36 protein-coding genes are annotated in these 22,038 nt (G+C 54.6%); 21 read left to right on the forward strand and 15 right to left on the reverse strand.

All coding sequences use genetic code 11. From position 1 onward, the window contains the following. The first annotated feature begins 24 nt into the window (after nucleotides 1–24). Nucleotides 25–246 (forward strand): zinc ribbon domain-containing protein, encoded by a 222-nt coding sequence (locus AC0XWG_RS13205; protein ID WP_475680654.1) that lies wholly within the window; start codon nucleotides 25–27, stop codon nucleotides 244–246. On the opposite strand, the gene AC0XWG_RS13210 is transcribed toward AC0XWG_RS13205, so the two are convergent. Genes AC0XWG_RS13210 through xseA form a run of 3 tightly spaced genes read right to left on the reverse strand, consistent with a single transcriptional unit; the run spans nucleotide 243 to nucleotide 3,045 of the window. Next, nucleotides 243–593, reverse strand: coding sequence for a protealysin inhibitor emfourin (locus AC0XWG_RS13210; RefSeq protein ID WP_028016098.1), 351 nt, complete (start codon nucleotides 591–593; stop codon nucleotides 243–245). The two genes, AC0XWG_RS13205 and AC0XWG_RS13210, sit on opposite strands and share 4 nt — an antisense overlap. Then, a complete protein-coding gene (locus AC0XWG_RS13215; RefSeq protein WP_475680655.1) occupies nucleotides 594–1,613 on the reverse strand; it encodes a M4 family metallopeptidase in 1,020 nt (339 codons plus the stop codon). A gap of 58 nt (nucleotides 1,614–1,671) precedes the next feature. After that, nucleotides 1,672–3,045: an exodeoxyribonuclease VII large subunit gene (gene xseA, locus AC0XWG_RS13220; RefSeq protein WP_475680656.1), complete on the reverse strand. Its 1,374-nt coding sequence runs from the start codon at nucleotides 3,043–3,045 to the stop codon at nucleotides 1,672–1,674. 159 nt (nucleotides 3,046–3,204) lie between these two features. Between xseA and guaB the strand changes: the two genes are divergently transcribed. The 3 genes from guaB (at nucleotide 3,205) to AC0XWG_RS13235 (ending at nucleotide 7,759) form a co-directional block, all read left to right on the forward strand. Then, on the forward strand, nucleotides 3,205–4,671 hold the full coding sequence (guaB, locus tag AC0XWG_RS13225; protein ID WP_028016101.1) for an IMP dehydrogenase: 1,467 nt from the start codon (nucleotides 3,205–3,207) through the stop codon (nucleotides 4,669–4,671). A 67-nt stretch (nucleotides 4,672–4,738) separates the two neighbouring features. After that, complete coding sequence (gene guaA, locus AC0XWG_RS13230) at nucleotides 4,739–6,316, forward strand: glutamine-hydrolyzing GMP synthase (protein WP_024908661.1); 1,578 nt, start codon at nucleotides 4,739–4,741, stop codon at nucleotides 6,314–6,316. A gap of 192 nt (nucleotides 6,317–6,508) precedes the next feature. Then, nucleotides 6,509–7,759: a tyrosine-type recombinase/integrase gene (locus tag AC0XWG_RS13235; protein WP_475680657.1), complete on the forward strand. Its 1,251-nt coding sequence runs from the start codon at nucleotides 6,509–6,511 to the stop codon at nucleotides 7,757–7,759. Nucleotides 7,760–7,772: 13 nt separating this feature from the next. Here the strand turns inward: AC0XWG_RS13235 and AC0XWG_RS13240 are convergent, their stop codons facing one another. The 11 genes from AC0XWG_RS13240 to AC0XWG_RS13290 form a co-directional block, all read right to left on the reverse strand. Continuing rightward, nucleotides 7,773–8,363: a hypothetical protein gene (locus tag AC0XWG_RS13240; protein WP_475680658.1), complete on the reverse strand. Its 591-nt coding sequence runs from the start codon at nucleotides 8,361–8,363 to the stop codon at nucleotides 7,773–7,775. Next, nucleotides 8,360–9,007, reverse strand: coding sequence for an MT-A70 family methyltransferase (locus AC0XWG_RS13245; protein WP_475680659.1), 648 nt, complete (start codon nucleotides 9,005–9,007; stop codon nucleotides 8,360–8,362). Before AC0XWG_RS13245 ends, AC0XWG_RS13240 begins: the two co-directional genes overlap by 4 nt. Next, on the reverse strand, nucleotides 9,004–9,162 hold the full coding sequence (locus AC0XWG_RS13250; RefSeq protein ID WP_475680660.1) for a DUF1317 family protein: 159 nt from the start codon (nucleotides 9,160–9,162) through the stop codon (nucleotides 9,004–9,006). Before AC0XWG_RS13250 ends, AC0XWG_RS13245 begins: the two co-directional genes overlap by 4 nt. After that, nucleotides 9,155–9,451, reverse strand: coding sequence for a PerC family transcriptional regulator (locus AC0XWG_RS13255; RefSeq protein ID WP_475680661.1), 297 nt, complete (start codon nucleotides 9,449–9,451; stop codon nucleotides 9,155–9,157). The genes AC0XWG_RS13250 and AC0XWG_RS13255 overlap by 8 nt, the downstream gene beginning before the upstream one ends. A 109-nt stretch (nucleotides 9,452–9,560) precedes the next feature. After that, on the reverse strand, nucleotides 9,561–9,809 hold the full coding sequence (locus AC0XWG_RS13260) for a helix-turn-helix transcriptional regulator (RefSeq protein ID WP_032634922.1): 249 nt from the start codon (nucleotides 9,807–9,809) through the stop codon (nucleotides 9,561–9,563). A 49-nt stretch (nucleotides 9,810–9,858) separates the two neighbouring features. After that, a complete protein-coding gene (locus AC0XWG_RS13265; RefSeq protein WP_475680662.1) occupies nucleotides 9,859–10,740 on the reverse strand; it encodes a RecT family recombinase in 882 nt (293 codons plus the stop codon). Beyond that, entirely contained in the window at nucleotides 10,737–11,558 is an 822-nt protein-coding gene (locus tag AC0XWG_RS13270) for a PD-(D/E)XK nuclease-like domain-containing protein (RefSeq protein ID WP_475680663.1), read from the reverse strand. Before AC0XWG_RS13270 ends, AC0XWG_RS13265 begins: the two co-directional genes overlap by 4 nt. Next, nucleotides 11,555–11,854, reverse strand: a complete 300-nt coding sequence (locus tag AC0XWG_RS13275) for a hypothetical protein (protein WP_475680664.1) — start codon at nucleotides 11,852–11,854, stop codon at nucleotides 11,555–11,557. The genes AC0XWG_RS13270 and AC0XWG_RS13275 overlap by 4 nt, the downstream gene beginning before the upstream one ends. Further along, on the reverse strand, nucleotides 11,851–12,120 hold the full coding sequence (locus tag AC0XWG_RS13280; protein ID WP_475680665.1) for a hypothetical protein: 270 nt from the start codon (nucleotides 12,118–12,120) through the stop codon (nucleotides 11,851–11,853). Before AC0XWG_RS13280 ends, AC0XWG_RS13275 begins: the two co-directional genes overlap by 4 nt. Continuing rightward, entirely contained in the window at nucleotides 12,117–12,266 is a 150-nt protein-coding gene (locus tag AC0XWG_RS13285) for a hypothetical protein (RefSeq protein WP_162843058.1), read from the reverse strand. Before AC0XWG_RS13285 ends, AC0XWG_RS13280 begins: the two co-directional genes overlap by 4 nt. A gap of 151 nt (nucleotides 12,267–12,417) precedes the next feature. Beyond that, nucleotides 12,418–13,008, reverse strand: a complete 591-nt coding sequence (locus tag AC0XWG_RS13290) for a helix-turn-helix domain-containing protein (RefSeq protein ID WP_047362939.1) — start codon at nucleotides 13,006–13,008, stop codon at nucleotides 12,418–12,420. Between the two features lie 154 nt (nucleotides 13,009–13,162). On the opposite strand from AC0XWG_RS13290, the gene AC0XWG_RS13295 reads away from it, so the two are divergent. From AC0XWG_RS13295 to AC0XWG_RS13375, 17 genes are all read left to right on the forward strand, one after another. Further along, entirely contained in the window at nucleotides 13,163–13,393 is a 231-nt protein-coding gene (locus AC0XWG_RS13295) for a hypothetical protein (protein WP_475680666.1), read from the forward strand. 149 nt (nucleotides 13,394–13,542) lie between these two features. Beyond that, nucleotides 13,543–13,752, forward strand: coding sequence for a hypothetical protein (locus AC0XWG_RS13300; protein WP_032634929.1), 210 nt, complete (start codon nucleotides 13,543–13,545; stop codon nucleotides 13,750–13,752). Beyond that, nucleotides 13,752–14,528 carry a DnaT-like ssDNA-binding domain-containing protein gene (locus AC0XWG_RS13305; RefSeq protein WP_347497460.1) on the forward strand — a complete coding sequence of 259 codons (777 nt, stop codon included), beginning with the start codon at nucleotides 13,752–13,754 and terminating at the stop codon, nucleotides 14,526–14,528. Before AC0XWG_RS13300 ends, AC0XWG_RS13305 begins: the two co-directional genes overlap by 1 nt. Further along, on the forward strand, nucleotides 14,525–15,310 hold the full coding sequence (locus tag AC0XWG_RS13310) for a replication protein P (RefSeq protein WP_475680667.1): 786 nt from the start codon (nucleotides 14,525–14,527) through the stop codon (nucleotides 15,308–15,310). The genes AC0XWG_RS13305 and AC0XWG_RS13310 overlap by 4 nt, the downstream gene beginning before the upstream one ends. A 117-nt stretch (nucleotides 15,311–15,427) precedes the next feature. Continuing rightward, nucleotides 15,428–15,772: a DUF1064 domain-containing protein gene (locus tag AC0XWG_RS13315; RefSeq protein ID WP_475680668.1), complete on the forward strand. Its 345-nt coding sequence runs from the start codon at nucleotides 15,428–15,430 to the stop codon at nucleotides 15,770–15,772. A 63-nt stretch (nucleotides 15,773–15,835) separates the two neighbouring features. After that, nucleotides 15,836–16,300 (forward strand): hypothetical protein, encoded by a 465-nt coding sequence (locus AC0XWG_RS13320; RefSeq protein WP_475680669.1) that lies wholly within the window; start codon nucleotides 15,836–15,838, stop codon nucleotides 16,298–16,300. Beyond that, the gene (locus AC0XWG_RS13325; RefSeq protein WP_262794490.1) at nucleotides 16,297–16,863 is read left to right on the forward strand and encodes a hypothetical protein; all 567 of its coding nucleotides are present in this window, start codon (nucleotides 16,297–16,299) and stop codon (nucleotides 16,861–16,863) included. The genes AC0XWG_RS13320 and AC0XWG_RS13325 overlap by 4 nt, the downstream gene beginning before the upstream one ends. Then, nucleotides 16,860–17,093 carry an HEM-1/HEM-2 family protein gene (locus AC0XWG_RS13330; protein WP_262794488.1) on the forward strand — a complete coding sequence of 78 codons (234 nt, stop codon included), beginning with the start codon at nucleotides 16,860–16,862 and terminating at the stop codon, nucleotides 17,091–17,093. The genes AC0XWG_RS13325 and AC0XWG_RS13330 overlap by 4 nt, the downstream gene beginning before the upstream one ends. Beyond that, nucleotides 17,090–17,797: a hypothetical protein gene (locus AC0XWG_RS13335; protein ID WP_475680670.1), complete on the forward strand. Its 708-nt coding sequence runs from the start codon at nucleotides 17,090–17,092 to the stop codon at nucleotides 17,795–17,797. The genes AC0XWG_RS13330 and AC0XWG_RS13335 overlap by 4 nt, the downstream gene beginning before the upstream one ends. Then, nucleotides 17,794–17,931 (forward strand): hypothetical protein, encoded by a 138-nt coding sequence (locus AC0XWG_RS13340; protein ID WP_475680671.1) that lies wholly within the window; start codon nucleotides 17,794–17,796, stop codon nucleotides 17,929–17,931. The genes AC0XWG_RS13335 and AC0XWG_RS13340 overlap by 4 nt, the downstream gene beginning before the upstream one ends. Next, nucleotides 17,924–18,205 carry an ASCH domain-containing protein gene (locus tag AC0XWG_RS13345; protein ID WP_475680672.1) on the forward strand — a complete coding sequence of 94 codons (282 nt, stop codon included), beginning with the start codon at nucleotides 17,924–17,926 and terminating at the stop codon, nucleotides 18,203–18,205. The genes AC0XWG_RS13340 and AC0XWG_RS13345 overlap by 8 nt, the downstream gene beginning before the upstream one ends. A gap of 66 nt (nucleotides 18,206–18,271) precedes the next feature. Then, nucleotides 18,272–18,538: a hypothetical protein gene (locus tag AC0XWG_RS13350; protein ID WP_475680780.1), complete on the forward strand. Its 267-nt coding sequence runs from the start codon at nucleotides 18,272–18,274 to the stop codon at nucleotides 18,536–18,538. Beyond that, nucleotides 18,526–18,705, forward strand: a complete 180-nt coding sequence (locus tag AC0XWG_RS13355) for a hypothetical protein (RefSeq protein WP_475680673.1) — start codon at nucleotides 18,526–18,528, stop codon at nucleotides 18,703–18,705. Before AC0XWG_RS13350 ends, AC0XWG_RS13355 begins: the two co-directional genes overlap by 13 nt. Then, nucleotides 18,698–19,036, forward strand: a complete 339-nt coding sequence (locus AC0XWG_RS13360; protein WP_475680674.1) for a hypothetical protein — start codon at nucleotides 18,698–18,700, stop codon at nucleotides 19,034–19,036. Before AC0XWG_RS13355 ends, AC0XWG_RS13360 begins: the two co-directional genes overlap by 8 nt. Before the next feature lie 234 nt (nucleotides 19,037–19,270). Beyond that, nucleotides 19,271–19,600: a hypothetical protein gene (locus AC0XWG_RS13365; protein WP_475680675.1), complete on the forward strand. Its 330-nt coding sequence runs from the start codon at nucleotides 19,271–19,273 to the stop codon at nucleotides 19,598–19,600. A 56-nt stretch (nucleotides 19,601–19,656) separates the two neighbouring features. Continuing rightward, complete coding sequence (locus AC0XWG_RS13370) at nucleotides 19,657–20,253, forward strand: terminase small subunit (protein WP_475680676.1); 597 nt, start codon at nucleotides 19,657–19,659, stop codon at nucleotides 20,251–20,253. Continuing rightward, nucleotides 20,250–21,725 (forward strand): terminase, encoded by a 1,476-nt coding sequence (locus tag AC0XWG_RS13375; RefSeq protein WP_475680677.1) that lies wholly within the window; start codon nucleotides 20,250–20,252, stop codon nucleotides 21,723–21,725. The genes AC0XWG_RS13370 and AC0XWG_RS13375 overlap by 4 nt, the downstream gene beginning before the upstream one ends. 11 nt (nucleotides 21,726–21,736) lie before the next feature. Here the strand turns inward: AC0XWG_RS13375 and AC0XWG_RS13380 are convergent, their stop codons facing one another. Next, complete coding sequence (locus AC0XWG_RS13380; protein WP_475680678.1) at nucleotides 21,737–21,997, reverse strand: hypothetical protein; 261 nt, start codon at nucleotides 21,995–21,997, stop codon at nucleotides 21,737–21,739. Nucleotides 21,998–22,038 lie beyond the last annotated feature (41 nt).

Here is a 22,038-nt window from a genome sequence, read left to right on the forward strand (position 1 = left end):
CATGAATGCGCTAAAGGAGTCACCATGACGATTACCTGCCCGGATTGCCAGACACCGCTTGAGCCCCTGAACGGGGTGGCACATTGCGACAGCTGTAATAAAGACATTGTGCTTGAAGCACGTTGCCCGGAATGCCATCAGCCACTCCAGGTATTAAAAGCCTGCGGCGCGGTGGACTATTTCTGCCAGAACGGCCACGGTCTTATCTCTAAAAAACGCGTGGAGTTCATTCAGGCCGAAGGCTAATCGCACACGCAGCCTTCGCCTTTCTGCCACAGCTCGATCAGTGACTCGGGCGCCTCCTGCTCTGGTACCAGCACGATGATATCGGCGTAGTGAGCCTGATTTTGCCCGGTCCAGATAATCTGGATGCGGAAATAGCGCTGGTCACCGCTGCCGGGTGACGAGGCTTGTCCCGGCGGCTGACCGCGCGGAAAGGCCTGCTCCAGGATGCTCACCACGCGCTGGCGCTGAGCCTCATTGAGCGAAGAAAGCGCGATGGTACGCTGGCCGCTCAGCTTAGGAATAAAAGCGACGCCGCCTTCACGGGCCAGCTCAACTACGGCGTCATCCGTCAGTTCCGGAACCTGCATTTACAGCACTCCCACCTGTTCCCAGGCTTGCTTAATGGCCGCTCCAACGTCGCCACCGGAGCGTTTCTCTCCGTGCGCTATCGTCAGTTTTGCGAAGGCCTCAAAATCCGCATCCTGCGCCAGATTGCGATCGCAAACTGTGTCGTACCAGGCATAACCCGCTTTTTCCCAGGCGTAGCCGCCGATCGCCGTCGCGGCCAGATAAAATGCCCGGTTGGGAATGCCGGAATTCAGGTGGACGCCGCCGTTATCCTCGCGCGTTTTAATGAAATTTTTCATGTGCGCGGGCTGCGGATCGTTGCCGAGCAGCGGATCGTCGTAGGCAGTACCGGGTTCAGACATCGAGCGCAGCCCTTTACCGTTGATTCCTTTTGCAAGCAGCCCTTCACCAATGAGCCAGTCTGCTTTGTCGGCGGTTTGCTTCAGATGATACTGTTTGACCAGGGTTCCAAACACGTCTGACAGCGACTCGTTCAGCGCGCCAGACTGTTCAAAATAGATAAGCCCGGCTTCGGTTTCAGTCACACCGTGGCTCAACTCATGTGCCACCACGTCGATGGCGATGGTAAAGCGGTTAAAGATTTCCCCGTCACCGTCGCCGAATACCATCTGCTGACCGTTCCAGAAGGCGTTCTGATATTCCCGACCGTAATGCACGGTACCGGTCAAAATAAGCCCTTTATTATCGAGTGAGTCACGCTGATATTCTTTCCAGAAGAAATCATGGGTAATACCCAAATAATCGTATGCTTCATCCACCGCCACATCACCGTTTGAAGACTGGCCTTCGTAACGCACCTGCGAACCCGGCAGTTCCTGGGTCTGCTTCGCGTCGTAAATATCGCGCTCCAGCTGTCCGGCTTTATTCACGTGCGGCGCGGCAGGTTTTCCCGGCATGTGAGCCATCAGCGTCTGGACATGGGTTAAGGTCTGGCGGGCGCAGCGCTGTTGCGGCTCTGAACCGCTTTCGATAATACGACGAAGAATATAAGGGGGAATAACGCTATGACGATGGGACATGCTGCTCTCCTTATTAAAAAAGGGAATAGCAGCAGTATAGTAAGTAACCGGCGAAGAATTATCCGGTTTTACGCTGGCGCGTTTTTTTCACCGGTTTAATTGATTTCACTTCGCTTTCTACCCAACCGTCTGAAAGACGTGTCGTCAGCACATCACCGGTATTCACCTGTTTAGTTTGCTTCAGCACTTTACCGTCTGTCGCCGTCGTCACGCTATAGCCGCGCGCCAGCGTGGAGAGAGGGCTAACCGCTTCAAGATGGGTCACCGCATTGCCAAAGCGTTCGCGGGTTGAGCTCAGCCGCGTACGGATATTCTCTGCCAGACGATATTCGAGCTGCTGGATCCGCGTTTGCGCGCGATAAATTTTCGGCTGCGGGTTCTGCTGGTTCAGGCGCTGCGTGACGCGCTGCTGACGCGACACCGCGCGCTTGAGCTGGTTATCCAGCGCGAAATTCATACGCTGACGCAGGCGCTCCAGGACGGTCTGCTGACGCGCCAGTCGCAGTTGTGGGTGCTGTTGCTGCAGTCGATGATGAAGCTGGGTAAAACGACGGGTACGGTTTGCGAGGAAGTAGTCCATCGCCATTTCCAGACGCTGCTGGCCGTTCTGAAGCTGACGCAGCAGTTCCAGCTGGTTGCGACTCACCACTTCCGCTGCTGCGGACGGCGTAGGGGCGCGTAAATCCGCAACAAAATCCGCGATGGTGACGTCCGTTTCGTGCCCGACGGCGCTCACGACAGGGATATGGCTTGCGAAAATCGCCCGTGCCACACGTTCGTCGTTAAAGCTCCACAGGTCTTCCAGCGAGCCGCCGCCACGTCCGACTATCAGCATGTCGCACTCCTGACGCGCATTCGCCAGTTCAATGGCGCGGACAATCTGGCCCGGTGCATCGTCACCCTGTACGGCGGTTGGGTAGATGATCACGGGCAGGGAAGGGTCACGACGCTTAAGCACGTGCAAAATATCGTGCAGGGCCGCACCGGTTTTTGAAGTGATAACCCCAACGCAGTGGGCAGGAGAGGGGAGCGGCTTTTTGAACTGCTGGTCGAACAGCCCCTCTTCCGAGAGTTTTGCTTTTAGCTGTTCATACTTCTGCTGTAGCAAACCTTCGCCCGCAGGCTGCATGCTCTCGACGATAATCTGATAGTCGCCGCGCGGCTCATACAACGTGATATTGGCACGCACCAGAACCTGCTGGCCGTGCTGAGGACGGAACGTCACGCGACGGTTGCTGTTGCGGAACATCGCGCAGCGCACCTGGGCGGTATCGTCTTTTAGCGTAAAGTACCAGTGACCGGAGGACGGCTGCGTGAAGTTTGAAATCTCACCGCTGATCCACACTTGCCCCATTTCCTGCTCAAGCAGTAAACGAACCGTTTGATTAAGGCGGCTAACAGTAAAAATTGAAGGGGTTTGAGAGGATAACATGTGAGCGGGATCAAATTCTAAATCAGCAAGTTATTCAGTCGATAGTAACCTGCTGAGAGGGGAGTGCAAGGTTTTTTTATAAAAAAGTGTGGATGCAATCGGTTACGCTCTGTATAATGCCACGGCAATATTTAACCACCCAGGTCAGAGATATTGCCCATGCTACGTATCGCTAAAGAAGCACTGACGTTTGACGACGTCCTCCTTGTTCCCGCTCACTCCACTGTTCTGCCGAATACTGCCGATCTCAGCACGCAGTTGACGAAAACCATTCGCCTGAACATTCCTATGCTCTCTGCGGCAATGGACACCGTGACTGAAGCGCGCCTGGCTATCGCCCTGGCACAGGAAGGTGGCATCGGCTTTATTCACAAAAACATGTCTATCGAGCGTCAGGCAGAAGAAGTTCGCCGCGTGAAGAAACATGAATCCGGTATCGTGTCTGACCCACAGACCGTTCTGCCAACCACTACCCTGCACGAAGTGAAAGCCCTGACCGAACGTAACGGCTTTGCCGGTTACCCGGTTGTGACTGAAGCCAACGAACTGGTCGGTATCATTACCGGTCGTGACGTGCGTTTCGTGACCGACCTGAACCAGCCTGTCAGTGTTTATATGACACCGAAAGAGCGTCTGGTAACCGTTCGTGAGGGCGAAGCCCGTGACGTCGTGTTCGCTAAAATGCACGAAAAACGCGTTGAGAAAGCGCTGGTTGTGGATGCGAACTTCCACCTGCGAGGCATGATCACCGTTAAAGATTTCCAGAAAGCAGAACGTAAACCTAACGCCTGTAAAGACGAGCATGGCCGTCTGCGCGTAGGTGCTGCAGTTGGCGCGGGTGCCGGTAACGAAGAGCGTGTTGATGCGCTGGTTGCTGCGGGCGTTGACGTGCTGCTGATTGACTCCTCTCACGGCCACTCTGAAGGCGTTCTGCAACGTATTCGTGATACCCGTGCTAAATACCCTGATCTGCAGATCATCGGCGGTAACGTGGCAACGGGCGCAGGTGCTCGCGCACTGGCTGACGCTGGTTGCAGCGCGGTGAAAGTGGGTATCGGTCCTGGCTCCATCTGTACTACCCGTATCGTCACCGGCGTGGGCGTTCCACAGATCACTGCAGTGTCTGATGCGGTTGAAGCGCTGGAAGGCACCGGTATTCCGGTTATCGCTGACGGCGGTATCCGCTTCTCTGGTGACATCGCTAAAGCGATCGCCGCAGGTGCTGCTGCGGTGATGGTAGGCTCTATGCTGGCTGGTACCGAAGAATCCCCGGGTGAAATCGAACTCTACCAGGGCCGTTCTTACAAATCTTACCGCGGTATGGGCTCTCTGGGCGCGATGTCCAAAGGTTCCTCTGACCGTTACTTCCAGACCGATAACGCCGCTGACAAACTGGTACCGGAAGGTATCGAAGGTCGCGTTGCTTATAAAGGCCGTCTGAAAGAGATCATTCACCAGCAGATGGGCGGCCTGCGCTCCTGTATGGGTCTGACCGGCTGTGGTACCATTGACCTGCTGCGTACTAAAGCGGAATTCGTACGCATCAGCGGTGCGGGTATCCAGGAGAGCCACGTTCACGACGTGACGATCACCAAAGAGTCCCCGAACTACCGTCTGGGCTCCTGATAAGTTTCCGCGCCCGGCTCCTGCCGGGCGCTCTGTTTTTGTTTCACTTGCCTCGGAATTAGCGTCAATGACGGAAAACATTCATAAACATCGCATTCTCATCCTGGACTTTGGTTCTCAGTACACTCAGCTGGTGGCGCGTCGCGTACGTGAACTGGGCGTTTACTGTGAACTGTGGGCGTGGGATGTCACGGAAGCACAGATTCGCGAATTCAATCCAAGCGGCATCATCCTTTCTGGCGGCCCGGAAAGTACTACCGAAGAGAACAGCCCGCGCGCACCGCAGTACGTGTTCGAAGCTGGCGTGCCGGTATTCGGCGTTTGCTACGGTATGCAGACCATGGCAATGCAGCTTGGCGGCCACGTCGAAGGTTCTAACGAGCGTGAGTTTGGCTACGCGCAGGTAGAAGTCGTCACCGACAGCGCGCTGGTGCGCGGTATCGAAGACTCCCTGACCGCAGACGGCAAACCGCTGCTGGACGTGTGGATGAGCCACGGCGATAAAGTCACCGCCATCCCGTCTGACTTCGTGACCGTTGCCAGCACCGAGAGCTGCCCGTTCGCTATCATGGCAAACGAAGAAAAACGCTTCTACGGCGTGCAGTTCCACCCGGAAGTGACCCACACCCGTCAGGGTATGCGCATGCTGGAGCGCTTCGTGCGTGACATCTGCCAGTGTGAAGCCCTGTGGACCCCGGCAAAAATTATCGACGACGCCGTTGAGCGTATCCGCCAGCAGGTTGGCGATGACAAAGTGATCCTCGGCCTCTCCGGCGGCGTGGACTCCTCCGTGACCGCGATGCTGCTGCACCGCGCCATCGGCAAAAACCTGACCTGTGTCTTCGTCGACAACGGTCTGCTGCGTCTGAACGAAGCCCAGCAGGTTATGGACATGTTTGGTGACCACTTCGGTCTGAACATCGTTCACGTGGAAGGCGAGCAGCGCTTCCTGGACGCGCTGAAAGGTGAGAACGATCCTGAAGCGAAACGTAAAATCATCGGCCGCGTGTTCGTGGAAGTGTTCGACGAAGAAGCGCTGAAGCTGGACGACGTGAAGTGGCTGGCGCAGGGCACCATCTACCCGGACGTGATCGAGTCTGCGGCCTCCGCAACCGGTAAAGCACACGTTATCAAATCTCACCACAACGTGGGCGGCCTGCCGAAAGAGATGAAGATGGGTCTGGTTGAACCGCTGCGCGAGCTGTTCAAAGACGAAGTGCGTAAGATCGGTCTGGAGCTGGGTCTGCCGTACGACATGCTGTACCGTCACCCGTTCCCGGGGCCAGGTCTGGGCGTGCGCGTGCTGGGCGAAGTGAAGAAAGAGTACTGCGACCTGCTGCGTCGTGCGGACGCTATCTTCATCGAAGAGCTGCACAAAGCTGACCTGTACAACAAAGTAAGCCAGGCGTTCACCGTGTTCCTGCCGGTTCGCTCCGTTGGCGTGATGGGCGATGGCCGTAAATACGACTGGGTGGTTTCCCTGCGTGCGGTCGAAACCATCGACTTTATGACCGCGCACTGGGCGCACCTGCCGTATGACTTCTTAGGCCGCGTGTCTAACCGCATCATCAACGAAGTTAACGGTATTTCCCGCGTGGTATATGACATCAGCGGTAAGCCACCGGCTACGATTGAGTGGGAATGATGTACAGCTAGTTCATAGCACATCATATCTATTCAGTTTCATCTCTAACCCTCTGTTATCGCAGAGGGTTTTTGTTTATATCTACTCATATCTATTCACTCTACACCACATTTTTCGACGGTACAGGTGACGGTATTACCCGAAAGGTATACTCTCTTACCGACAATAACATGGATGCATGACGGGTGAATTGTGCTTACCGATACCAAACTAAAAAACCTGAAGCCGCAGGAGAAACTGTACAAGGTTACAGACCGTGACGGGCTGTATGTCGCCGTTCTCACGTCAGGATCTGTCTCGTTCCGCTACGACTACCGCATTAACGGCCGCCGGGAAACACTGGTGATCGGCCAGTACGGTCGTGACGGTATCAGCCTGGCCGAAGCGCGCGAGGAACTCATTGCCGCCAAAAAGCTGCTTAAGGCAGGCCAGTCGCCTGCTGCGGCGAAACGTGACGGTATCAGGCAGATCGCCGGTGCCGAAACATTCGCGGTATATACCGACGCCTATATGAAACACGCCACCCTGGCCGACAGCACCCGCGCCATGAAGCAGGCTGTGATTGAGCGGGATATCCTACCGGCGCTCGGCAACAAGATGATGACTGAGATAACCACCAGAGTGGTGCGCGACCTGTGCGATCGTATCGTCGAGCGTGGCGGCCGGGCGACGGCGATTCAGGTCAGGGAGATAATCAGCAGCGTATACCGGTACGCCAACGACCGCGGGCACGGTCTGTTCAATCCGGCTGCCGACATTAAGCCATCATCCATCGCCATGTTTAAGCCGCGTGAGCGCACGCTTTCACCTGAGGAGATCGGCATATTCTTCCGCGCGCTGGATGACGTTGGCGCTATGGGAACCATGAAGATGGCTCTCAAACTGGTACTACTGACGCTGGTACGAAAAAACGAATTTATCTCAGCGACATGGTCAGAGATCGATTTCAATAAATGGACGTGGACCATCCCCGCTGACAGGATGAAGGCCGGGCGCGCGCATGTGATTTACCTGCCGAAGCAGGCGCAGGATCTGCTGGTCGGCCTGCAGATGTGCGCTGGTGGCAGTGAATACCTGGTGCCCGGGCGCTACAACTTCCGCAAGCCATTATCGAACGCCGCGCTGAACTCGCTGATAAACAGGACCGTGGAGGCCATAAACAAAGACGGAGAGAAAATTCAAGACTTCACGGTGCATGACCTGCGTCGAACGGCCAGCACACTGCTGCACGAAGCGGATTACCCGTCTGACTGGATAGAGAAGGCACAGGCGCATGAACAGAAGGGAGTGCGCGCGGTGTACAACAAAGCGGAGTATGCCCGGCAGCGCGCCTATATGTTGCAGCAGTGGGCAGATATGGTTGATGCCTGGATTAACGGGGAGCACACCGATCTGGTGCCGTTCTCCCCGTCGAAGTTTGAGAGGTGGATGGAAGGTCAGTAGTTGCCAGGCACGGCTATTCAATCTTAACGCCTGGGATGTCACCTGAAGATATAGCGTCGTAAATTGCCGCGGCTGTCTTGCTGGCATCCCTTACCAATAAGCAAACTGCATCTATAGCACTTATCGCGGCATCGCGCTTCTTAACTGCTTCTGAGCGGATAGGGCGGATTTGCGTTCCTTCATGCTTAAGCCAGCTTTCCCCTTCACCATCAAGATGAACGATGCAGTATTTTTCTCCTGCATATTTCATTGTGCACTTGACCCATCGGCCTTTATCTGCGCCGAAGCTACCTCTCAGATACTCAAACTCAACTCCTGGTGGAGGCAATCCCTCGCCATCCCATTCTGGCTTGCTGGCTGCAAGTGCGGCTTCGTATTCCGAGCGAGATATTAACTGAAGAAAATCCGTCTCAGCCTTCGGCTCGTATATGCAATCTTTGGCGAAGTCTTTCCCGTACTTTAGGTAGCAATCATCATCCCAATTACCAGTTTCGTCATAGAAGTCTATGCTATTTCCTAACTTGTGACGGCAGCACTCAACCGCACCTTCAGGCCAGCCGCCATGCTTCGGTAATTCCCGCACCAAAATATCAATCAGCTTCATGCAGCACGCTCCCGGCCCTGGTTATCTGTTGGTGACAACGGAGCATTAGCAAATGCCCGCGTCATCCCGGAGATATCCAGCGCGTAGCCAGGGTTCAACTGCACCGCCGGGCCTTCGCACTGGTTGCCCCATACGTCGAAACCATGTGATGACTGGCGAGCGAAAAGCTCAATGCGTGGCACATCGCCAAGCAGTTGCACCAGTTTCTCCCTGATCAAGTCCGGTTTGCGAGAGTTCTCCAGGCGTGGCGCCGTGACGTGCTGGCAGATAGAAGCATCCATGCGCTGCGGCAGTTTCCCGCGTACCGCAAACAGGCAGTCTTCACTGTTTGCCCGGGTCATGTGTCCCATGCCGATCGCGCTGTTGCCCTTGTGCTTGTTCGTCTTGTGCCATGTGAAGCCCTTCATCGTCATCAGGCGGAAGCCCCACGCTTCGATAACCTTCAGCGCTTCAACCGGCTGTGTCGGTACCCACCACATCGCCAGCAGGCAATCTTCGGCAGCCAGATCCCACACTGGAAGTCGGCAGATATCCAGTACGTTCATGACCGGGTATTTGAACCCTGCGCCGCGCTCGCCGTCGGCTGCTTTGTCACGGTATACCCAGGGCGGATCTGCGTAGATGAGAGTGTATTTTCCGGTCATGCCGCCACCTTCTTGCTGTTCATCAGCTCAGCCAGGCGCTGAGCCTTTAATGGGTTTCTGATAACGTCGCCGCTTGGTGCTACCCATCCGCCGCGGATGATGGAATAGGGCAGCGTGACACTGCCCACGGTGATCCCGTCGTGCGGATTAGTCATACACCACCCCGCGACATCCGATTCCGCTGTAATCAATATGCGGGGTGCGATTCCCTTTTGTGATGCACTGCTGGCGGCGCACCGCGATGCGGGCGCGCTCCACTTCACCCACCGCAGCATCCAGACACTGGAGCCACAGGCGGGCCGCGATGCGGTAATGACCGCGGCGCTCGCGGTCAATAGCCCGGCTTTCGATCTCCATTGCTTCCGGCGTTACTGCCACCACTCTTTCAACACGGCGCTGCGAGACGTAGTCTTCGTGATAGCGCTCAAGTTTTGTTTTTTTCATTTGTTCCAGACCTCTCAACTGATTACCGACGCTACCCACATCAGGTAGGCCACTATGGCCAGACACAGATAAACCTCTGACCATCTGTCGATATGCCTTCCGAGCGCCTTCATGCTGCTGCACTCACCGGGCGATACACGCGGCGGTCAACTGGCGGCTTTTTTCCGGTGAACGTCGCCGGACTTGCAGCCTTACGTTTATCGAGCCAGGCTTCAACTTCGCTCTGGTCCCACGCGCAGCGGCGGTCGGTGATCCAGAAACGTGACGGGAATTCGCCAGCCTGTTCCAGGCGGTCAATCGTGCTCCATGACAGTGGCACCACCGCCAGGAGTTCCTTCTTACCAAATGCACCTTTCATAAATACCTCTCTTGGTTGCAGGTGTGGCGCCACGGCGCCACGGTGGTGATTACATAGGGACTTCGTTCAGCTCATCGCGTCGGATGGTGTACACGTCAGTGGCTTTAGCCAGGCGGTCATCATCGTTAGCGAGCTTGCTGGCAACGTATTTGTATGCTTTATCCAGATCCTTCAGCGTGTTGTAGTTCATCGCTGCGCCAGTGAATGCGCACAGAATTTCTTCTGGATCTCTGTCATCGCTGCTCTTTGGTTTCTCTTCCTGGTGCTGCTCAGGTTTAGAGTTGATCAGCTTGTTCATACCTGATGCGGTGGCTGGTGCTGGAGTGATATCGCGCTCAACGCGCGGTGCCGTCTCCTGCAATTCGTCAGGGGTGTACACGCCAAGCAGGACGTCAGGGGCATGCAGACGCGCCCAGCGCTTCACGCAAAGGTAAGCGAGCTGCTGGCGAGGATCCTGCTCCCAGAGAGGTGAGTTACGCACACCGGCCTGCGCCATGCTAATCGTTAGCTCGCGCGGCTCTGATTCCCCTTTGAGTGTCGCCCACACTGTTACGGTTAGGTTCGGCGACTTATCGTTTTTGCCGTTAACTGTCGACCAGTCACCATCCCAGCGATAATTCAGGCGGGTTGCCAGAAGATTTGATGAAGACACAACTGCGTTCACCAGCTGCGCTTCGTAGCCCAGGGTGCCGTTGACGACGTGAGTTTTTTGCGCCACAGCGAACGGGTTCATCCCCCACTGCGCAGCCTGCATGGTCACTGCCAGACAGTCAGCAGGCTTTCCTGCCAGGTGCGCCGGAACGGTGGCTTTACTGTCAGCCATTAGGGTTGCGAAACGCACCAAGCGGTCCATTCCCTCAGGGCTGAAGATTGCCGCAGCTGTGCCAACGGTTGCGCCAGGCTGCGATGTGATTGCGATGTCGTTACTCATACGTACATATCCTGTTTGCGTGCCCACTCGGGGCGTTTAATAATTTCAAATCCACCCCATTCGCCAGACTCCCGGCACTGGTGGTAGGTATTCAGATCCCGGCGGAACAGTGCGTGCCCGGTATCTACGTCTTGGGCATCCAGTTCAAACACGCGCACCGGGTAGCGGCCGCAGTCGATGGTTTCGCTCACTGCCAGGAAGAAAAATCCGTGTGGCTCTCCGGTGGTCTGCTGCGCGCCTTCGCGGTACATGGCGTCCTGAACGTGGTACCGGAATTCCTCGATGTGGCGGGAGAACCGCTCCATATCTGCAACCTTCTTCACGTCCAGCAACACCGGGTGATGCTTCAGGCGCTTGTCCGGGCGAGTGCGGCACAGTTCGCCAGTCTCCGGATCCTTCCAGTAGTGCGATGCTTCGCAGAAGCCTTCCGCTTCCAGAAGCCAGCGCGCCGCTGGGTGAGCCATCGCGCTGTCGCGCATCAATTGCAGCTTCCGGCCCTGTTCGGCATCCATAACCGTCATGCCCATTCCCGCAACATCATTCAGGAACGCAGCTTCATCCTCCTTTCCTGCAGTCGTGCGGCGGTTGAACTGCGGCGCCACGATGAAGCGCTTGTCGAACTCTTCCGGTTCCAGCAGCAGGCAGTGCAGAGCGGTTCCCATGTCCAGCGCTTTCAGCTTTTCGGTGTCGACCGGAGCTGACTTCTGCCACTGCAGCAGTGCCGGGCTAAGCGCCACCATATCCAGCTGCGACTTACTCACGCCGTCGCCTGCGTGGTAGTCCTCATTGCTGATGTCGAAGTAAATGCCAGGGTTCATGCCGCGTTCCTCGCCGTGTCCAACTGGTCAGCCAGATCCCACTTCGCGATGATGCTGGTCAGTGCGGCCTGGAATGCAGCGAGAGTTTCTTCAAACTCCGGGCTCATCATCAGCTCTTCCAGGATCTCGGTGCGCACGCCTTTGCGCTCCAGCTCGTAGAACGGTTTCTGCAGCTGGTGGTATTTGATAGCGTCGATCAGCTCTGCCTGGCGATCGTAGTGCAACTGGCTCAGCTGGTAGTCGCTGTCGATGCTGGTCATGATTTTTTTCAGATTATCGATCTGCTGGATGTTCATACCTCGTCCTCCAGATGCCCGTTGTCGCGCAGCCAACTGATAACTTCATCAGGTGAAAGGCGCTCCAGAATTTCAGAAACTTTATCTTTTGCTTCAGCCCAGTCGACGTAATCACTCAGTTGGATGTGTTCAAACACGTTTTCTTGCCCGGCGGTCTCAAGCAATGAACCAACGTCAACGTCTGAAAGAGAAACCCAAATTTCATCACTACGTCCGACAGACCCAACTTCAATGCCAGAAGCGGTAATTTCGATATCTTTTTTCACTTGCTCACCCCCATATCCATTTCAGTTTTTACTGCCATCTTGGTGACAAACGCCCAGTTGATGGCCTCATGCAGAGTGCGGCACTTGGTGCTCATCAGCCCGCACGCCGTAACGCAGTACCAACCGTTGATGATTTTCCACTGCATAATTCGTTACCTCAGTGTTACCGTTGAGGTAATAATTATCCTTATGTGGTTTGAAGTCAATAGGTATGATTATAAAAAATTACCCATTGGGTAATCTTCTGGGCAATAAAAAAGCCGCACAATTGCGGCTTACTATCTGAAATGTAAGGTTTTACTCTTGCGTTTTACCGTTCTGAACAATCACAAAATCGACGTAGCTCTCAATCTTGCTTTTCTCGCTCTCAGGTAACAATGCGTAGCGGGCCCGGTCGTAATGGATGGTCGCCGGGTCGCGGGGATGGATGAGCAACTCATAGCCGCGGCGACCGAACGCGCTGGCGATGGACTCCAGGGTGGAGATAGAAACGCTAACCTCATTGTTCAGCATGCGGTTGATTGTCGCCTGGGCAACTCCGGACGCTTTAGACAGCTTACCCTGAGAGGACAGGTCGCGGTTGTTCTGCATCCACGCTTCGAGGTTATGCGCCGCCAGCTGGCCGATATCGGAAGGTGTGATCTCCTCCTGTGGGATGGCAACAGCAGATAATGAGTGATCGACGTCAAGCCAGTTCGACGGCTTGTTCGCTGCCTTCTCAATCTTGCGCGCCACCGTGTCGCCGACAACCTTCTGCCCGCGGGCCCAGCGGTTCACCAGGTTTGCCTGAGTTCCCAGTTTTTCCGCCAGACGAGTCTGCACCCCGTTAAAGTCACGGTCGATGATATCGTTAATATTCTGCCTGCGGATATCCTGAATACTTTTCATGCTCTGGTGAATCGCCTCATATATGAATTAGTTAGTGTGCCAATTAAAAGCGAATTTACCTCACAGGTAAATGCACCTCACAGGTAACAAACCTTGATTTTTATTACCTTCTGGGTGAATATTTGTTATCTGAAATTAATATCAGGCAATAGCTATGAGCGAGAACGAAAAATTCGACTTCAAAAAACACTGGTTGCAACTCACTCCTGATGAGCGAAATGCCTTTGCTGACGAGGCCGGAACGACCAGCAACTACATCCAGACGCATCTTACAGGTCGCCGGAAAATGCCAGGTAAGGCATTGATGAATGGACTATTTAAGGCATGCAAACAACGCGGATGGGTCAGAACAAAGCCCGAGCTGGCCATCTTCTTCTACGAATAAAACATCCCTCTAAACCCCATCAGGCCGCTTTCTGGCGGTCTTTTCATATCTATTCAGTCCTCTCAGGTAATAATGATCCGAATATGGTTGATCTTTTTTCGGGCATCGCACAAAATCATCGTAACCATAACCAGAATCCGAGGTGAAGTGTGGAGATTATTACTCGTATGTCAGCTGCAAAGGCTGGGCTGAAGCGTTATTACACCGGGAAGCAGTGTAAACGAGGCCATGACAGCGAGCGCTGGGTGTATAACGGCCATTGTGTTGAATGCACCATGGAGTCAAACCGCAGGCGCCAGGCGGAGATTAAACGGATTATGGATGAAGCTGCGAAAGGCAACGTGCCGGAGGTGATCTGATGGCTAGCAGCTGGATTAAGGTCGAGGTGATCACCCCTGATAAGCCTGAAATATTTCAGATAGCTGAGCTACTGAACATCGACCCTGACGCCGTTCTCGGGAAGCTGGTCCGCATCTGGGCCTGGGCCGATCAGCAGACAATAGACGGTAACGCTGGAAGCGTTACAAAGGGAGTACTGGACAGGCTCGCTTTTATTACAGGTTTCGCCGATGCACTGATCACCGTAGGTTGGCTCGCATATGTAGACGAAAAGCTGGTGCTTCCTAACTTTGAGCGTCACAACGGTGAATCATCGAAAAAACGGGCACTTACAAACAGAAGAGTCGCAGAACACCGGAAACGTGAAACGCAAAATGTAACGCGCACAGCGTTACAAAAAGAGTTACCAGAGGAAGAGGAAGAGGAAGATATAAATAAAACCCCTCTCTCTGCGCGCGAAGGAATTCAAATCCATCCTGTTGTCGTTCCAGGTATCGGAGAACCGATCGGTAAATTCACCATGCATGAAAACTGGCAGCCGTCAGATGACTTTGTCATGCGCGCCAGAATGTGGGGTCATGCACTACCAGCTGACGGCTACAAGAAATCAGACCTGATCGAATTCATCACCTACTGGATGGCGGAAGGCAATGTTATGCAGCACGTGCAGTGGGAGCAGAAGTTTGCCCGGCTGCTGATGAACAGGAAAAAAAGAGCGGCAGGAAAGCGCGGTGACAGCTCTGACGATGACGTACCACACTGGAACAGCCCTGAAGGCTGGAAGGATTTCTTATGAGTAACGTATTCGCAGCAATTCAGAATCGTGACGCCGGCGCTCTGGCTCGCATGATGGGACCGGATAATCACCACGATCAGCAGGACAACGTTGTAAACATGAGCGCGGAGCGCCTCGTCGATGCTCTGTTCAAACAGCTTAAGCAACTCTTCCCGGCGGCAGAGCAGACCAACCTGAAGACCGTGCAGCAGGAAACCGACGCGAAGCGCCAGTGGATCGCCGCATTTGCCGAAGGTGGGATCCGTACCCGCGAGCAGGTATCAGCAGGTATGCGCCATGCCCGCGCCAGTGAATCACCGTTCTGGCCGTCGCCCGGACAGTTCATCAAGTGGTGCAAGGACAGCAAGATGGTGCTGGGCGTGAGCATCGAGGACGTGATGGGAGAATTTCACCGTTACGCCAAAGAGAAAAGCTTCCAGCCTGGTGGACCGGAACGGTTCCCGTGGCGCCACCCGGTCATGTACTGGATTGTGTGCGATACCCGCCGTGCGATGTATCAGCGCCAGCTGAGCGAGATTGAAGTCGAGAAGCATGCGCGCAAGCTGCTGGAGGAATGGGCTGCGAAAGTGGCGGCCGGTCACCAGATTCCTGATCCGGTACTGAGCATCCAGGCTAAACCGGAGCCGATACAAACGCCAGCGGACACAGGGGGGAATGCTTACCACCCGCCCGGGAAAAGTTTCGGATGCATGCCGAATGCCGCCACCCTGGGAGTACTAACACCGGCCCAGTGGCTGATGGAGGAATACCGGCGAGGGAAAGCGGCAGGACTCATCAGGTAGCACCAGCGCGGCAGCGCATTTTTTTATGCCTGTATAATTACCTTGCAGGTAACAAAATATGCGCATATCTATTGATTTTAACTCTAATGTGGATTTAAATTACCTAAGGGGTAAATCATGAGAAAGCAGTTACAAGCTCTTGGTCGACTCAAGACAGGCCAGATGAACAAAACGGAATCTGCTTACTGCCAGCATCTGGAGTTGCGTAAGCATGCCGGTGAAGTGGCCTGGTACCGGTTTGAAGGAATCAAGCTGAGGCTGGCTGACAACACGTTCTACACGCCTGACTTCGCAGTGATGCTAACCAGCGGTGAGGTGGAGCTTCACGAGGTGAAAGGTTTCTGGACCGACGACGCCAGGGTGAAAACCAAAGTCGCAGCAGATCAGTATCCGTTCCGCATCATCGGCGTGACTGTGAAGCCGAAGAAAGCCGGTGGCGGATGGAATGTCGAAGTTTTCTGAATCGACGATCCTTTTTGATATCAACGTAATCAATAACTTATACGGGTAAGCGGGGGTAAAGATATGAGCGTGAAACGTTATGAGTGGGTGGCCTGTGATGAGCATTCGTGCCATTGCGACGTGGTAGAGAGCGCTGAAGGCGATATGGTCGATTACGAAGACTACGCCGCACTTGAAGCCAGATGCGCGGCGCTGGCTGCGGAGAATACGGGGCTTATTGAGCAGGCTGAAGAGGTTTACGCAGCAGGCTATAACCACGGGCATCTGAACACTGTTGATGGAATCGCGTATGCAGATTGCGTCAAAGATGATTTTTATGGCCTGGCTGTGGAGTTAATGCGTGAAGCAGAAACCCCGGCGACAGACGCTTTCCTGGCTGAAGTGCGGGCCTCCGCAGTTGATGATGCTTGCCTGAAAATTAGCAACTCCATCCCTAATTGCTATCAGGACGAACTTGTCGGTCTTGATATGGCAGCAACTATCTGCGGTGACTTCGCATCAGAGCTTCGCAAAGGAGTGCAGTCATGAGCAACTCGATCGCAGACGGCTCGAAATTAACACCAGAAACATTCGCAGATTTCATTGAGCGTTTGAAGTATCACCATCGCGGTGAGGGTGTAAACCGCCACGCCACCGCCGATCCAATATTCATGGTTCAGAAGCAGGCAACCATTTATGGCCTGGCGGAGGAGTTCGGAGAATCGAAGATAGTCCATGTCGAAGACTGCGAATGGGATAGCCCGCAAGAATATTGGGACGATCTGGATGAGCAGCAGCAGGAAGAGTTAAACGCGTTCTGCATTGACCAGTGCGATACAGAATTTACCGATCTAGACGAAGACGCTCAGTGGGAAGTGCTGGCTGACCTTGACGGCCACACTGTCTGCGGAACTCGTAAAGAGTGGCAGAACATCAACGCTCACTTTACCCGTGAAGCAGCGGAGGCTTTCATTCGCCGTAAGCAGCATGATTACCCTCCTCTGCGGGTCTACGTCGAGAGCATGTACTTCGGGTGGGAGTATCAGGAAATCATCAAGGCGCTTTGTGATGGGCGCTTAGTACTCGCAGATAACCCGGAGGCCGCCCAATGAGCAACATCGACAAACAGGCTTGCCAGGTGAGCAGATATGACCTGGTTAGTGGATACATGCAGAAGTGGCCTGATGGTGAGTTCGTTTATCACTCCGATTATCAGGCGCTGCTGGATGAGCTGGAAGCCAAAGAGAAGCAGATTGCAGATTTGAAGGAGGCGTTCCGAATTGCATTGTCTGCTGCTGGTATCGATGCACCCGCCGCAGCCGGTAAAGGAGAGGCATCATGAGCACAATTACCAGAGAGCAATTGTGCGAACGTGCGCGAGAAAAAGTTATAAGCCTGGAGTTTGCAGTAACACAAACCGCCTTCGCTGATTCACGCGCAGATCTTGAAGAAGAACTTGAGCTGGCGCGTATCGCGCTGGCATCGCTCGAAGCGGAGCCCGTAGAGTGGAGAGTGGTCTTTAAACTGGATGGGCAGACAGGTAGTGATTTCGAAACGACTTTCGAAAGCCAAGCGAAGATGAATGAGATAATTTCGCTTCATGAGCGCGCAGGATTCAGCGCCAGAATCACACCGCTCTACAACACCCCGCCAGCGCCGGTATCTGTGCCGGAGGGCGTCGCCAGCACAATAGAATCACTGAAACAAACCCTGGTTGATTGCAATAGATACAACTACTGCTTTGATGCCGTTAAGCGCGTAGAGGACGCCTGCCGCGCCGCCATGCTTCAGGGTGCCGATGGCAACTCTCCGGTGATTCAGGATGGCTGGGCAGATATGCTGCAGCGCTGGCTGGTATTTGGGCGCGGAATGCAAAACGCAGGCAGTCAGTTACCACGAAATCTAATCGCTGAAACAGAAGCCATGCTCACATCAGCACCGCAGCAGGAGTGTAAGCACGAATTTGTTTATGGGTGGCATTCTTACGGCAGTAAATCAGGTTATCAATGCCGTTTTTGCGGAAAACTGCAGGAGGTGAAGCCATGAGTAAATCCGAAGCTTTTAAATGCGCAATGATAATTGGCTTTGGCGTGGCCGCTGGGGTTCACCTTTACGTAGCCTGGGCATCTCTGCTTGAGCTTTCCTGGGGCGCAGTTAAGGGGGTGTTGAATCATGGCTAACCTGCAGCTGGCTGTTAACGGTGAATACTTCGACCAGATGAAGGCAGGCGAGAAAACAGAAGAGTATCGCCTGGTAACATCATTCTGGAGCAAGCGAATTCTGGCAAGGAATTATGACCGCCTGATTATCACCAGAGGTTATCCAAAGCGAGACGACGCCAGCAAGCGTATCGACGTTCCGTATGCTGGCTACGAAGTGAAGGTGATAACACGTCCGCACTTCGGGCCAGACCCAGTCAAGGTCTTCGCGATTAAGGTGAATATCGATGCCTAACCCATTCGACGCAGTAATGTTCGTGCTGCTGGTCATCGGCGCACTTCAGGGTATTGGGTGGCTGCCATGGTGAGCAAACTCAAACAGCGGCGCATGCGCCGCCTTAAAGCGGACGTGGCCTGGTGGCGCGAGGAGGCCGAAGATTGTCGCTCCCGCCTGCTGGAGCTGGCCGGGGAAATCGACAGGCTCAAAAAGCTGGTTATCCGCGTGCCGATGCCGGTGGTGGTGCCGACTCACGCAGCGGCATTTATCGGAATTGACCTTGCTGACGGCAAAGACCAAACAGCAGTAATCGAAATAGGAAACGGGGAGGTGCTGAAATGGTCACGGTAACCCAGGAATCACTGGCCGAAAAGATTAAGCGCCTCGAGTCGCGAGGCAATGCTGAATACGCATTAGGGTTAACCATTAACGAGGAGTATCAGCTTGCAGCGTACCGCATGCTGCTCAAGTATCTGGCGGGTCATGCTGACGCGAACAGGGAGAATGGCAATGGCTAAGACAGCAGCAGAACGCAAAGCAGCGCAGCGCGCCCGCCAGGCGGAGGCCGGTGAGCGCAAGCTGGAGTTGGTGCTCGACGAGCAGGAAATGGAGATGCTGGCGCGGAATTGTGCCGAGCGTCGCCCGGGCCTCGACCCATACGAGCTGAGCGAGTACATTGCTCTGCTTATCCGCCAGGATGATGCGCGTGTGCGTGGCCGTATCAAAGCCATCAGCGCCAACCGGTGCGGCATGTGCGGTGACAAATTGCCGGTTGCAGACTGCTGTCTGAAGGAAGAGGAATCCTGCTGGGAAAGACTGGGCTGGCATGAAACTAAACTTACAGTGTGACAGGTCACGGCAGGGAGAGAGAGGGTGGCTATCAGATCTTGGCCTAGGAAACTAAGGATTCTGATAGCCAACGGAACTCAGTGCGAGAGCACTGAATGCTACTCAGTAATGCAGTTGGGATTATGCACCAATAAATCCACGTTACCAACACCTTTGTTTCCATAGCGGTAGTTGACTAAATCCTCACATGAATATACTGTTTAAATGTACAGTATTTTTATGTGAGGTTCCATTATGGGCTTTCCATCTCCGGCAAAAGACTACGCAGAAGCAGCTCTCACTATCACCAGCCTGTGCGGTTATGACGGAAACTGCCGCACCATTGAGACGTCAGCGGGATACGCAATAATCAACGTTTCCCATAAACCACATCAGGGTGACACCGTGCTGATATCGTATTGCGGCCGCACGGAGTTCGCCGTTGTGCAGGGCAAGGCGCTGATCACTCCGGAAGGTGAAGCGCTAGAAGGTGAGGCGCTGGACGACACTACGGTTCACGGCGTGGTGACCCACTTCCTGAACCGTGTGGACAATCAGCGGCCAGACCCGATACCAGTCATGTAACATCTGCGCGGGCGTGATAGTATTACCTGCATGGTAATAAAATTACTCAGGTGGTAATGATGGCCGCGACACCAAAACCGCATAAGCGCAAATCGACGCAATTTGAGCCTCTCAGCGTTCTGAAGGAAGCCTATTGCCAGGAATACATCAAATGCCCGGAGAATCAGACTCAGGCAGCGATTAACGCCGGGTACTCTCCCAATACAGCAGCTAAGTTTGCCAGCCAGAATATGCGAGATGAGCGCGTCCAGAAACGAATCGCTGAACTGATGGAGGAACGCAACAAGCGCATGCGCGTCAGCGCTGATTACGTCCTCATGCGCCTGGTGGAAATTGACCAGATGGATGTCCTGGATATCCTGAACGACGACGGCAGCCTGAAACCTATCCGCGAGTGGCCGAAAATCTGGCGTACCACGCTCAGCGGATTCGACCTGACCTCAACCATCATGAACATGAACGAGGATTCGATAGAGACCATCCTCAAAAAAATCAAATGGCCGGACAAGGTGAAGAACCTCGAGCTTATCGGTAAGCACGTCGACGTCAACGCGTTCAAAGAGCGCCTGGAGGTTTCCGGCACCGTCACCATTGCCGATCGCATGGCGAAGGCCCGTGACCGCGTTAAGAAACAGGCTGGTGGTGAAGAATGACAGCAGCAGCCATGTCGCCAGAAGAGCAGCTCGTCGAGGATATCGCCTCGTTCACGTATGACCCGCTGGGCTATGCGCTGTATGCGTTTCCGTGGGGCGAGGAAGGAACAGAACTGGCACACGCCACTGGGCCGAGAAATTGGCAGGCTGACGCATTCCGCGAGATACGCGATCACCTCCAGAACCCCGCGACGCGTCACCAGCCGCTGATGCTGGCCCGCGCATCCGGCCACGGTATCGGCAAATCCGCTTTCATCTCTATGCTGATCAACTGGGGCATGTCCACCTGCGAGGACTGTAAGGTGGTGGTGACCGCCAACACCGACAACCAGCTGCGCACCAAGACCTGGCCGGAAATCATCAAATGGTCGAACCTGGCCATAACGAAAGAGTGGTTCACCTGCACCGCCACGGCGATGTACAGCAACGATCCGGGCCACGATAAACGCTGGCGCGCTGACGCTATACCGTGGTCTGAGCACAACACAGAGGCGTTCGCCGGGCTGCACAACGAGCGTAAGCGGATCATCGTGGTATTCGACGAAGCCTCCAACATTGCCGATCTGGTGTGGGAGGTTGCCGAGGGGGCGCTGACGGACGAAGATACAGAAATCATCTGGGTGGCGTTCGGGAACCCGACACGAAACACCGGGCGTTTCCGCGAATGCTTCCGCAAGTACAAGCACCGCTGGAAGTGCGCGCAGATTGATTCACGCACCGTGGAAGGCACGAACAAACAGCAACTCCAGAAATGGGTGGATGACTACGGCGAGGACAGCGATTTCGTGAAGGTCCGTGTGCGGGGGATCTTCCCTGACGCGTCAGAACTGCAGTTTATCCCTACCGGCCTCACCGACGAGGCGATGAAGCGAGTGGTGACCGCTGAGCAGGTGGCGCACGCTCCGGTGATTATCGGTGTCGACCCGGCATATTCCGGCGTGGATGACGCGGTTATTTATCTTCGCCAGGGGCTGCACAGCAAAGTCCTCTGGACCGGCAACAAGACCACCGACGATCTGATAATGGCGAAGCGCATCGCCGACTTTGAGGACCAGTACCAGGCCGACGCGGTGTTTATCGACTTCGGTTACGGCACCGGTCTTAAGTCCATCGGTGACGGCTGGGGCCGGACGTGGCAGTTAATCCCGTTCGGCGGCGGCTCTACCGACCCGCAGATGCTCAACAAGCGCGGCGAGATGTTCAACAGCGCCAAGACGTGGTTGAAGCTCGGCGGTGCGCTGGACGATCAGGAGACTGCGGATGACCTGTCGGCGGCAGAGTACAAGGTGAGGGTTGACGGCAAGATCGTCATTGAGCCGAAGGAAGATATCAAAGAGCGCTTGGGCCGCTCGCCGGGCAAGGGTGACGCGCTGCTGCTGACGTTTGCTTTCCCGGTCACGAAGCGCCTGCGTATACCTGGGCAGGAGAGTCAGCAGGGTAAGGCGGTTACAGATTACGACCCGTGGAAATAACAAAGCCCGCATTAGCGGGCATGGTAGAATGGTGTTTCGAGTATCTTCTCGGTGATTTCAAAGTTAATTCTTTCCATCACCTGTTTTACGCGCTCCACCGCTTCAGCTTGGTTGACTTCTTCCAATCGCATTATCTCTGATGCGGTAAGCACCACTGACTGCATTTGATCCTGTGATTCGAAAGGAAGGGTTTTAATATCTATTCTGGATATGTCTCTGACATCATCGAAATCAATTTCTTCAGGTTTCTTGCCTCTGAACGTTAACATCATGTCCTCTCCATCTTTTACTCATGCAGTATACACAAAGCCCG

It is taken from the genome of Enterobacter sp. DVT3837, assembly GCF_056238685.1.

What these genes read in the sequence shown, in the direction of transcription:
- AC0XWG_RS13260 (WP_032634922.1), bottom strand. Translation starts at nt 9,809, where the DNA reads ATGAAAGGTGCATTTGGTAAGAAGGAACTCCTGGCGGTGGTGCCACTG.
- AC0XWG_RS13305 (WP_347497460.1), top strand. Translation starts at nt 13,752, where the DNA reads ATGGCTAGCAGCTGGATTAAGGTCGAGGTGATCACCCCTGATAAGCCT.
- AC0XWG_RS13335 (WP_475680670.1), top strand. Translation starts at nt 17,090, where the DNA reads ATGAGCACAATTACCAGAGAGCAATTGTGCGAACGTGCGCGAGAAAAA.
- AC0XWG_RS13210 (WP_028016098.1), bottom strand. Translation starts at nt 593, where the DNA reads ATGCAGGTTCCGGAACTGACGGATGACGCCGTAGTTGAGCTGGCCCGT.
- AC0XWG_RS13275 (WP_475680664.1), bottom strand. Translation starts at nt 11,854, where the DNA reads ATGAACATCCAGCAGATCGATAATCTGAAAAAAATCATGACCAGCATC.
- AC0XWG_RS13270 (WP_475680663.1), bottom strand. Translation starts at nt 11,558, where the DNA reads ATGAACCCTGGCATTTACTTCGACATCAGCAATGAGGACTACCACGCA.
- AC0XWG_RS13375 (WP_475680677.1), top strand. Translation starts at nt 20,250, where the DNA reads ATGACAGCAGCAGCCATGTCGCCAGAAGAGCAGCTCGTCGAGGATATC.
- AC0XWG_RS13340 (WP_475680671.1), top strand. Translation starts at nt 17,794, where the DNA reads ATGAGTAAATCCGAAGCTTTTAAATGCGCAATGATAATTGGCTTTGGC.
- AC0XWG_RS13215 (WP_475680655.1), bottom strand. Translation starts at nt 1,613, where the DNA reads ATGTCCCATCGTCATAGCGTTATTCCCCCTTATATTCTTCGTCGTATT.
- AC0XWG_RS13325 (WP_262794490.1), top strand. Translation starts at nt 16,297, where the DNA reads ATGAGCAACTCGATCGCAGACGGCTCGAAATTAACACCAGAAACATTC.
- AC0XWG_RS13370 (WP_475680676.1), top strand. Translation starts at nt 19,657, where the DNA reads ATGATGGCCGCGACACCAAAACCGCATAAGCGCAAATCGACGCAATTT.
- xseA (WP_475680656.1), bottom strand. Translation starts at nt 3,045, where the DNA reads ATGTTATCCTCTCAAACCCCTTCAATTTTTACTGTTAGCCGCCTTAAT.
- guaB (WP_028016101.1), top strand. Translation starts at nt 3,205, where the DNA reads ATGCTACGTATCGCTAAAGAAGCACTGACGTTTGACGACGTCCTCCTT.
- AC0XWG_RS13240 (WP_475680658.1), bottom strand. Translation starts at nt 8,363, where the DNA reads ATGAAGCTGATTGATATTTTGGTGCGGGAATTACCGAAGCATGGCGGC.
- AC0XWG_RS13290 (WP_047362939.1), bottom strand. Translation starts at nt 13,008, where the DNA reads ATGAAAAGTATTCAGGATATCCGCAGGCAGAATATTAACGATATCATC.
- AC0XWG_RS13255 (WP_475680661.1), bottom strand. Translation starts at nt 9,451, where the DNA reads ATGAAAAAAACAAAACTTGAGCGCTATCACGAAGACTACGTCTCGCAG.
- AC0XWG_RS13245 (WP_475680659.1), bottom strand. Translation starts at nt 9,007, where the DNA reads ATGACCGGAAAATACACTCTCATCTACGCAGATCCGCCCTGGGTATAC.
- AC0XWG_RS13310 (WP_475680667.1), top strand. Translation starts at nt 14,525, where the DNA reads ATGAGTAACGTATTCGCAGCAATTCAGAATCGTGACGCCGGCGCTCTG.
- AC0XWG_RS13250 (WP_475680660.1), bottom strand. Translation starts at nt 9,162, where the DNA reads ATGACTAATCCGCACGACGGGATCACCGTGGGCAGTGTCACGCTGCCC.
- AC0XWG_RS13365 (WP_475680675.1), top strand. Translation starts at nt 19,271, where the DNA reads ATGGGCTTTCCATCTCCGGCAAAAGACTACGCAGAAGCAGCTCTCACT.
- AC0XWG_RS13350 (WP_475680780.1), top strand. Translation starts at nt 18,272, where the DNA reads ATGGTGAGCAAACTCAAACAGCGGCGCATGCGCCGCCTTAAAGCGGAC.
- AC0XWG_RS13285 (WP_162843058.1), bottom strand. Translation starts at nt 12,266, where the DNA reads ATGCAGTGGAAAATCATCAACGGTTGGTACTGCGTTACGGCGTGCGGG.
- AC0XWG_RS13380 (WP_475680678.1), bottom strand. Translation starts at nt 21,997, where the DNA reads ATGATGTTAACGTTCAGAGGCAAGAAACCTGAAGAAATTGATTTCGAT.
- AC0XWG_RS13320 (WP_475680669.1), top strand. Translation starts at nt 15,836, where the DNA reads ATGAGCGTGAAACGTTATGAGTGGGTGGCCTGTGATGAGCATTCGTGC.
- AC0XWG_RS13205 (WP_475680654.1), top strand. Translation starts at nt 25, where the DNA reads ATGACGATTACCTGCCCGGATTGCCAGACACCGCTTGAGCCCCTGAAC.
- guaA (WP_024908661.1), top strand. Translation starts at nt 4,739, where the DNA reads ATGACGGAAAACATTCATAAACATCGCATTCTCATCCTGGACTTTGGT.
- AC0XWG_RS13345 (WP_475680672.1), top strand. Translation starts at nt 17,924, where the DNA reads ATGGCTAACCTGCAGCTGGCTGTTAACGGTGAATACTTCGACCAGATG.
- AC0XWG_RS13315 (WP_475680668.1), top strand. Translation starts at nt 15,428, where the DNA reads ATGAGAAAGCAGTTACAAGCTCTTGGTCGACTCAAGACAGGCCAGATG.
- AC0XWG_RS13330 (WP_262794488.1), top strand. Translation starts at nt 16,860, where the DNA reads ATGAGCAACATCGACAAACAGGCTTGCCAGGTGAGCAGATATGACCTG.
- AC0XWG_RS13295 (WP_475680666.1), top strand. Translation starts at nt 13,163, where the DNA reads ATGAGCGAGAACGAAAAATTCGACTTCAAAAAACACTGGTTGCAACTC.
- AC0XWG_RS13265 (WP_475680662.1), bottom strand. Translation starts at nt 10,740, where the DNA reads ATGAGTAACGACATCGCAATCACATCGCAGCCTGGCGCAACCGTTGGC.
- AC0XWG_RS13360 (WP_475680674.1), top strand. Translation starts at nt 18,698, where the DNA reads ATGGCTAAGACAGCAGCAGAACGCAAAGCAGCGCAGCGCGCCCGCCAG.
- AC0XWG_RS13355 (WP_475680673.1), top strand. Translation starts at nt 18,526, where the DNA reads ATGGTCACGGTAACCCAGGAATCACTGGCCGAAAAGATTAAGCGCCTC.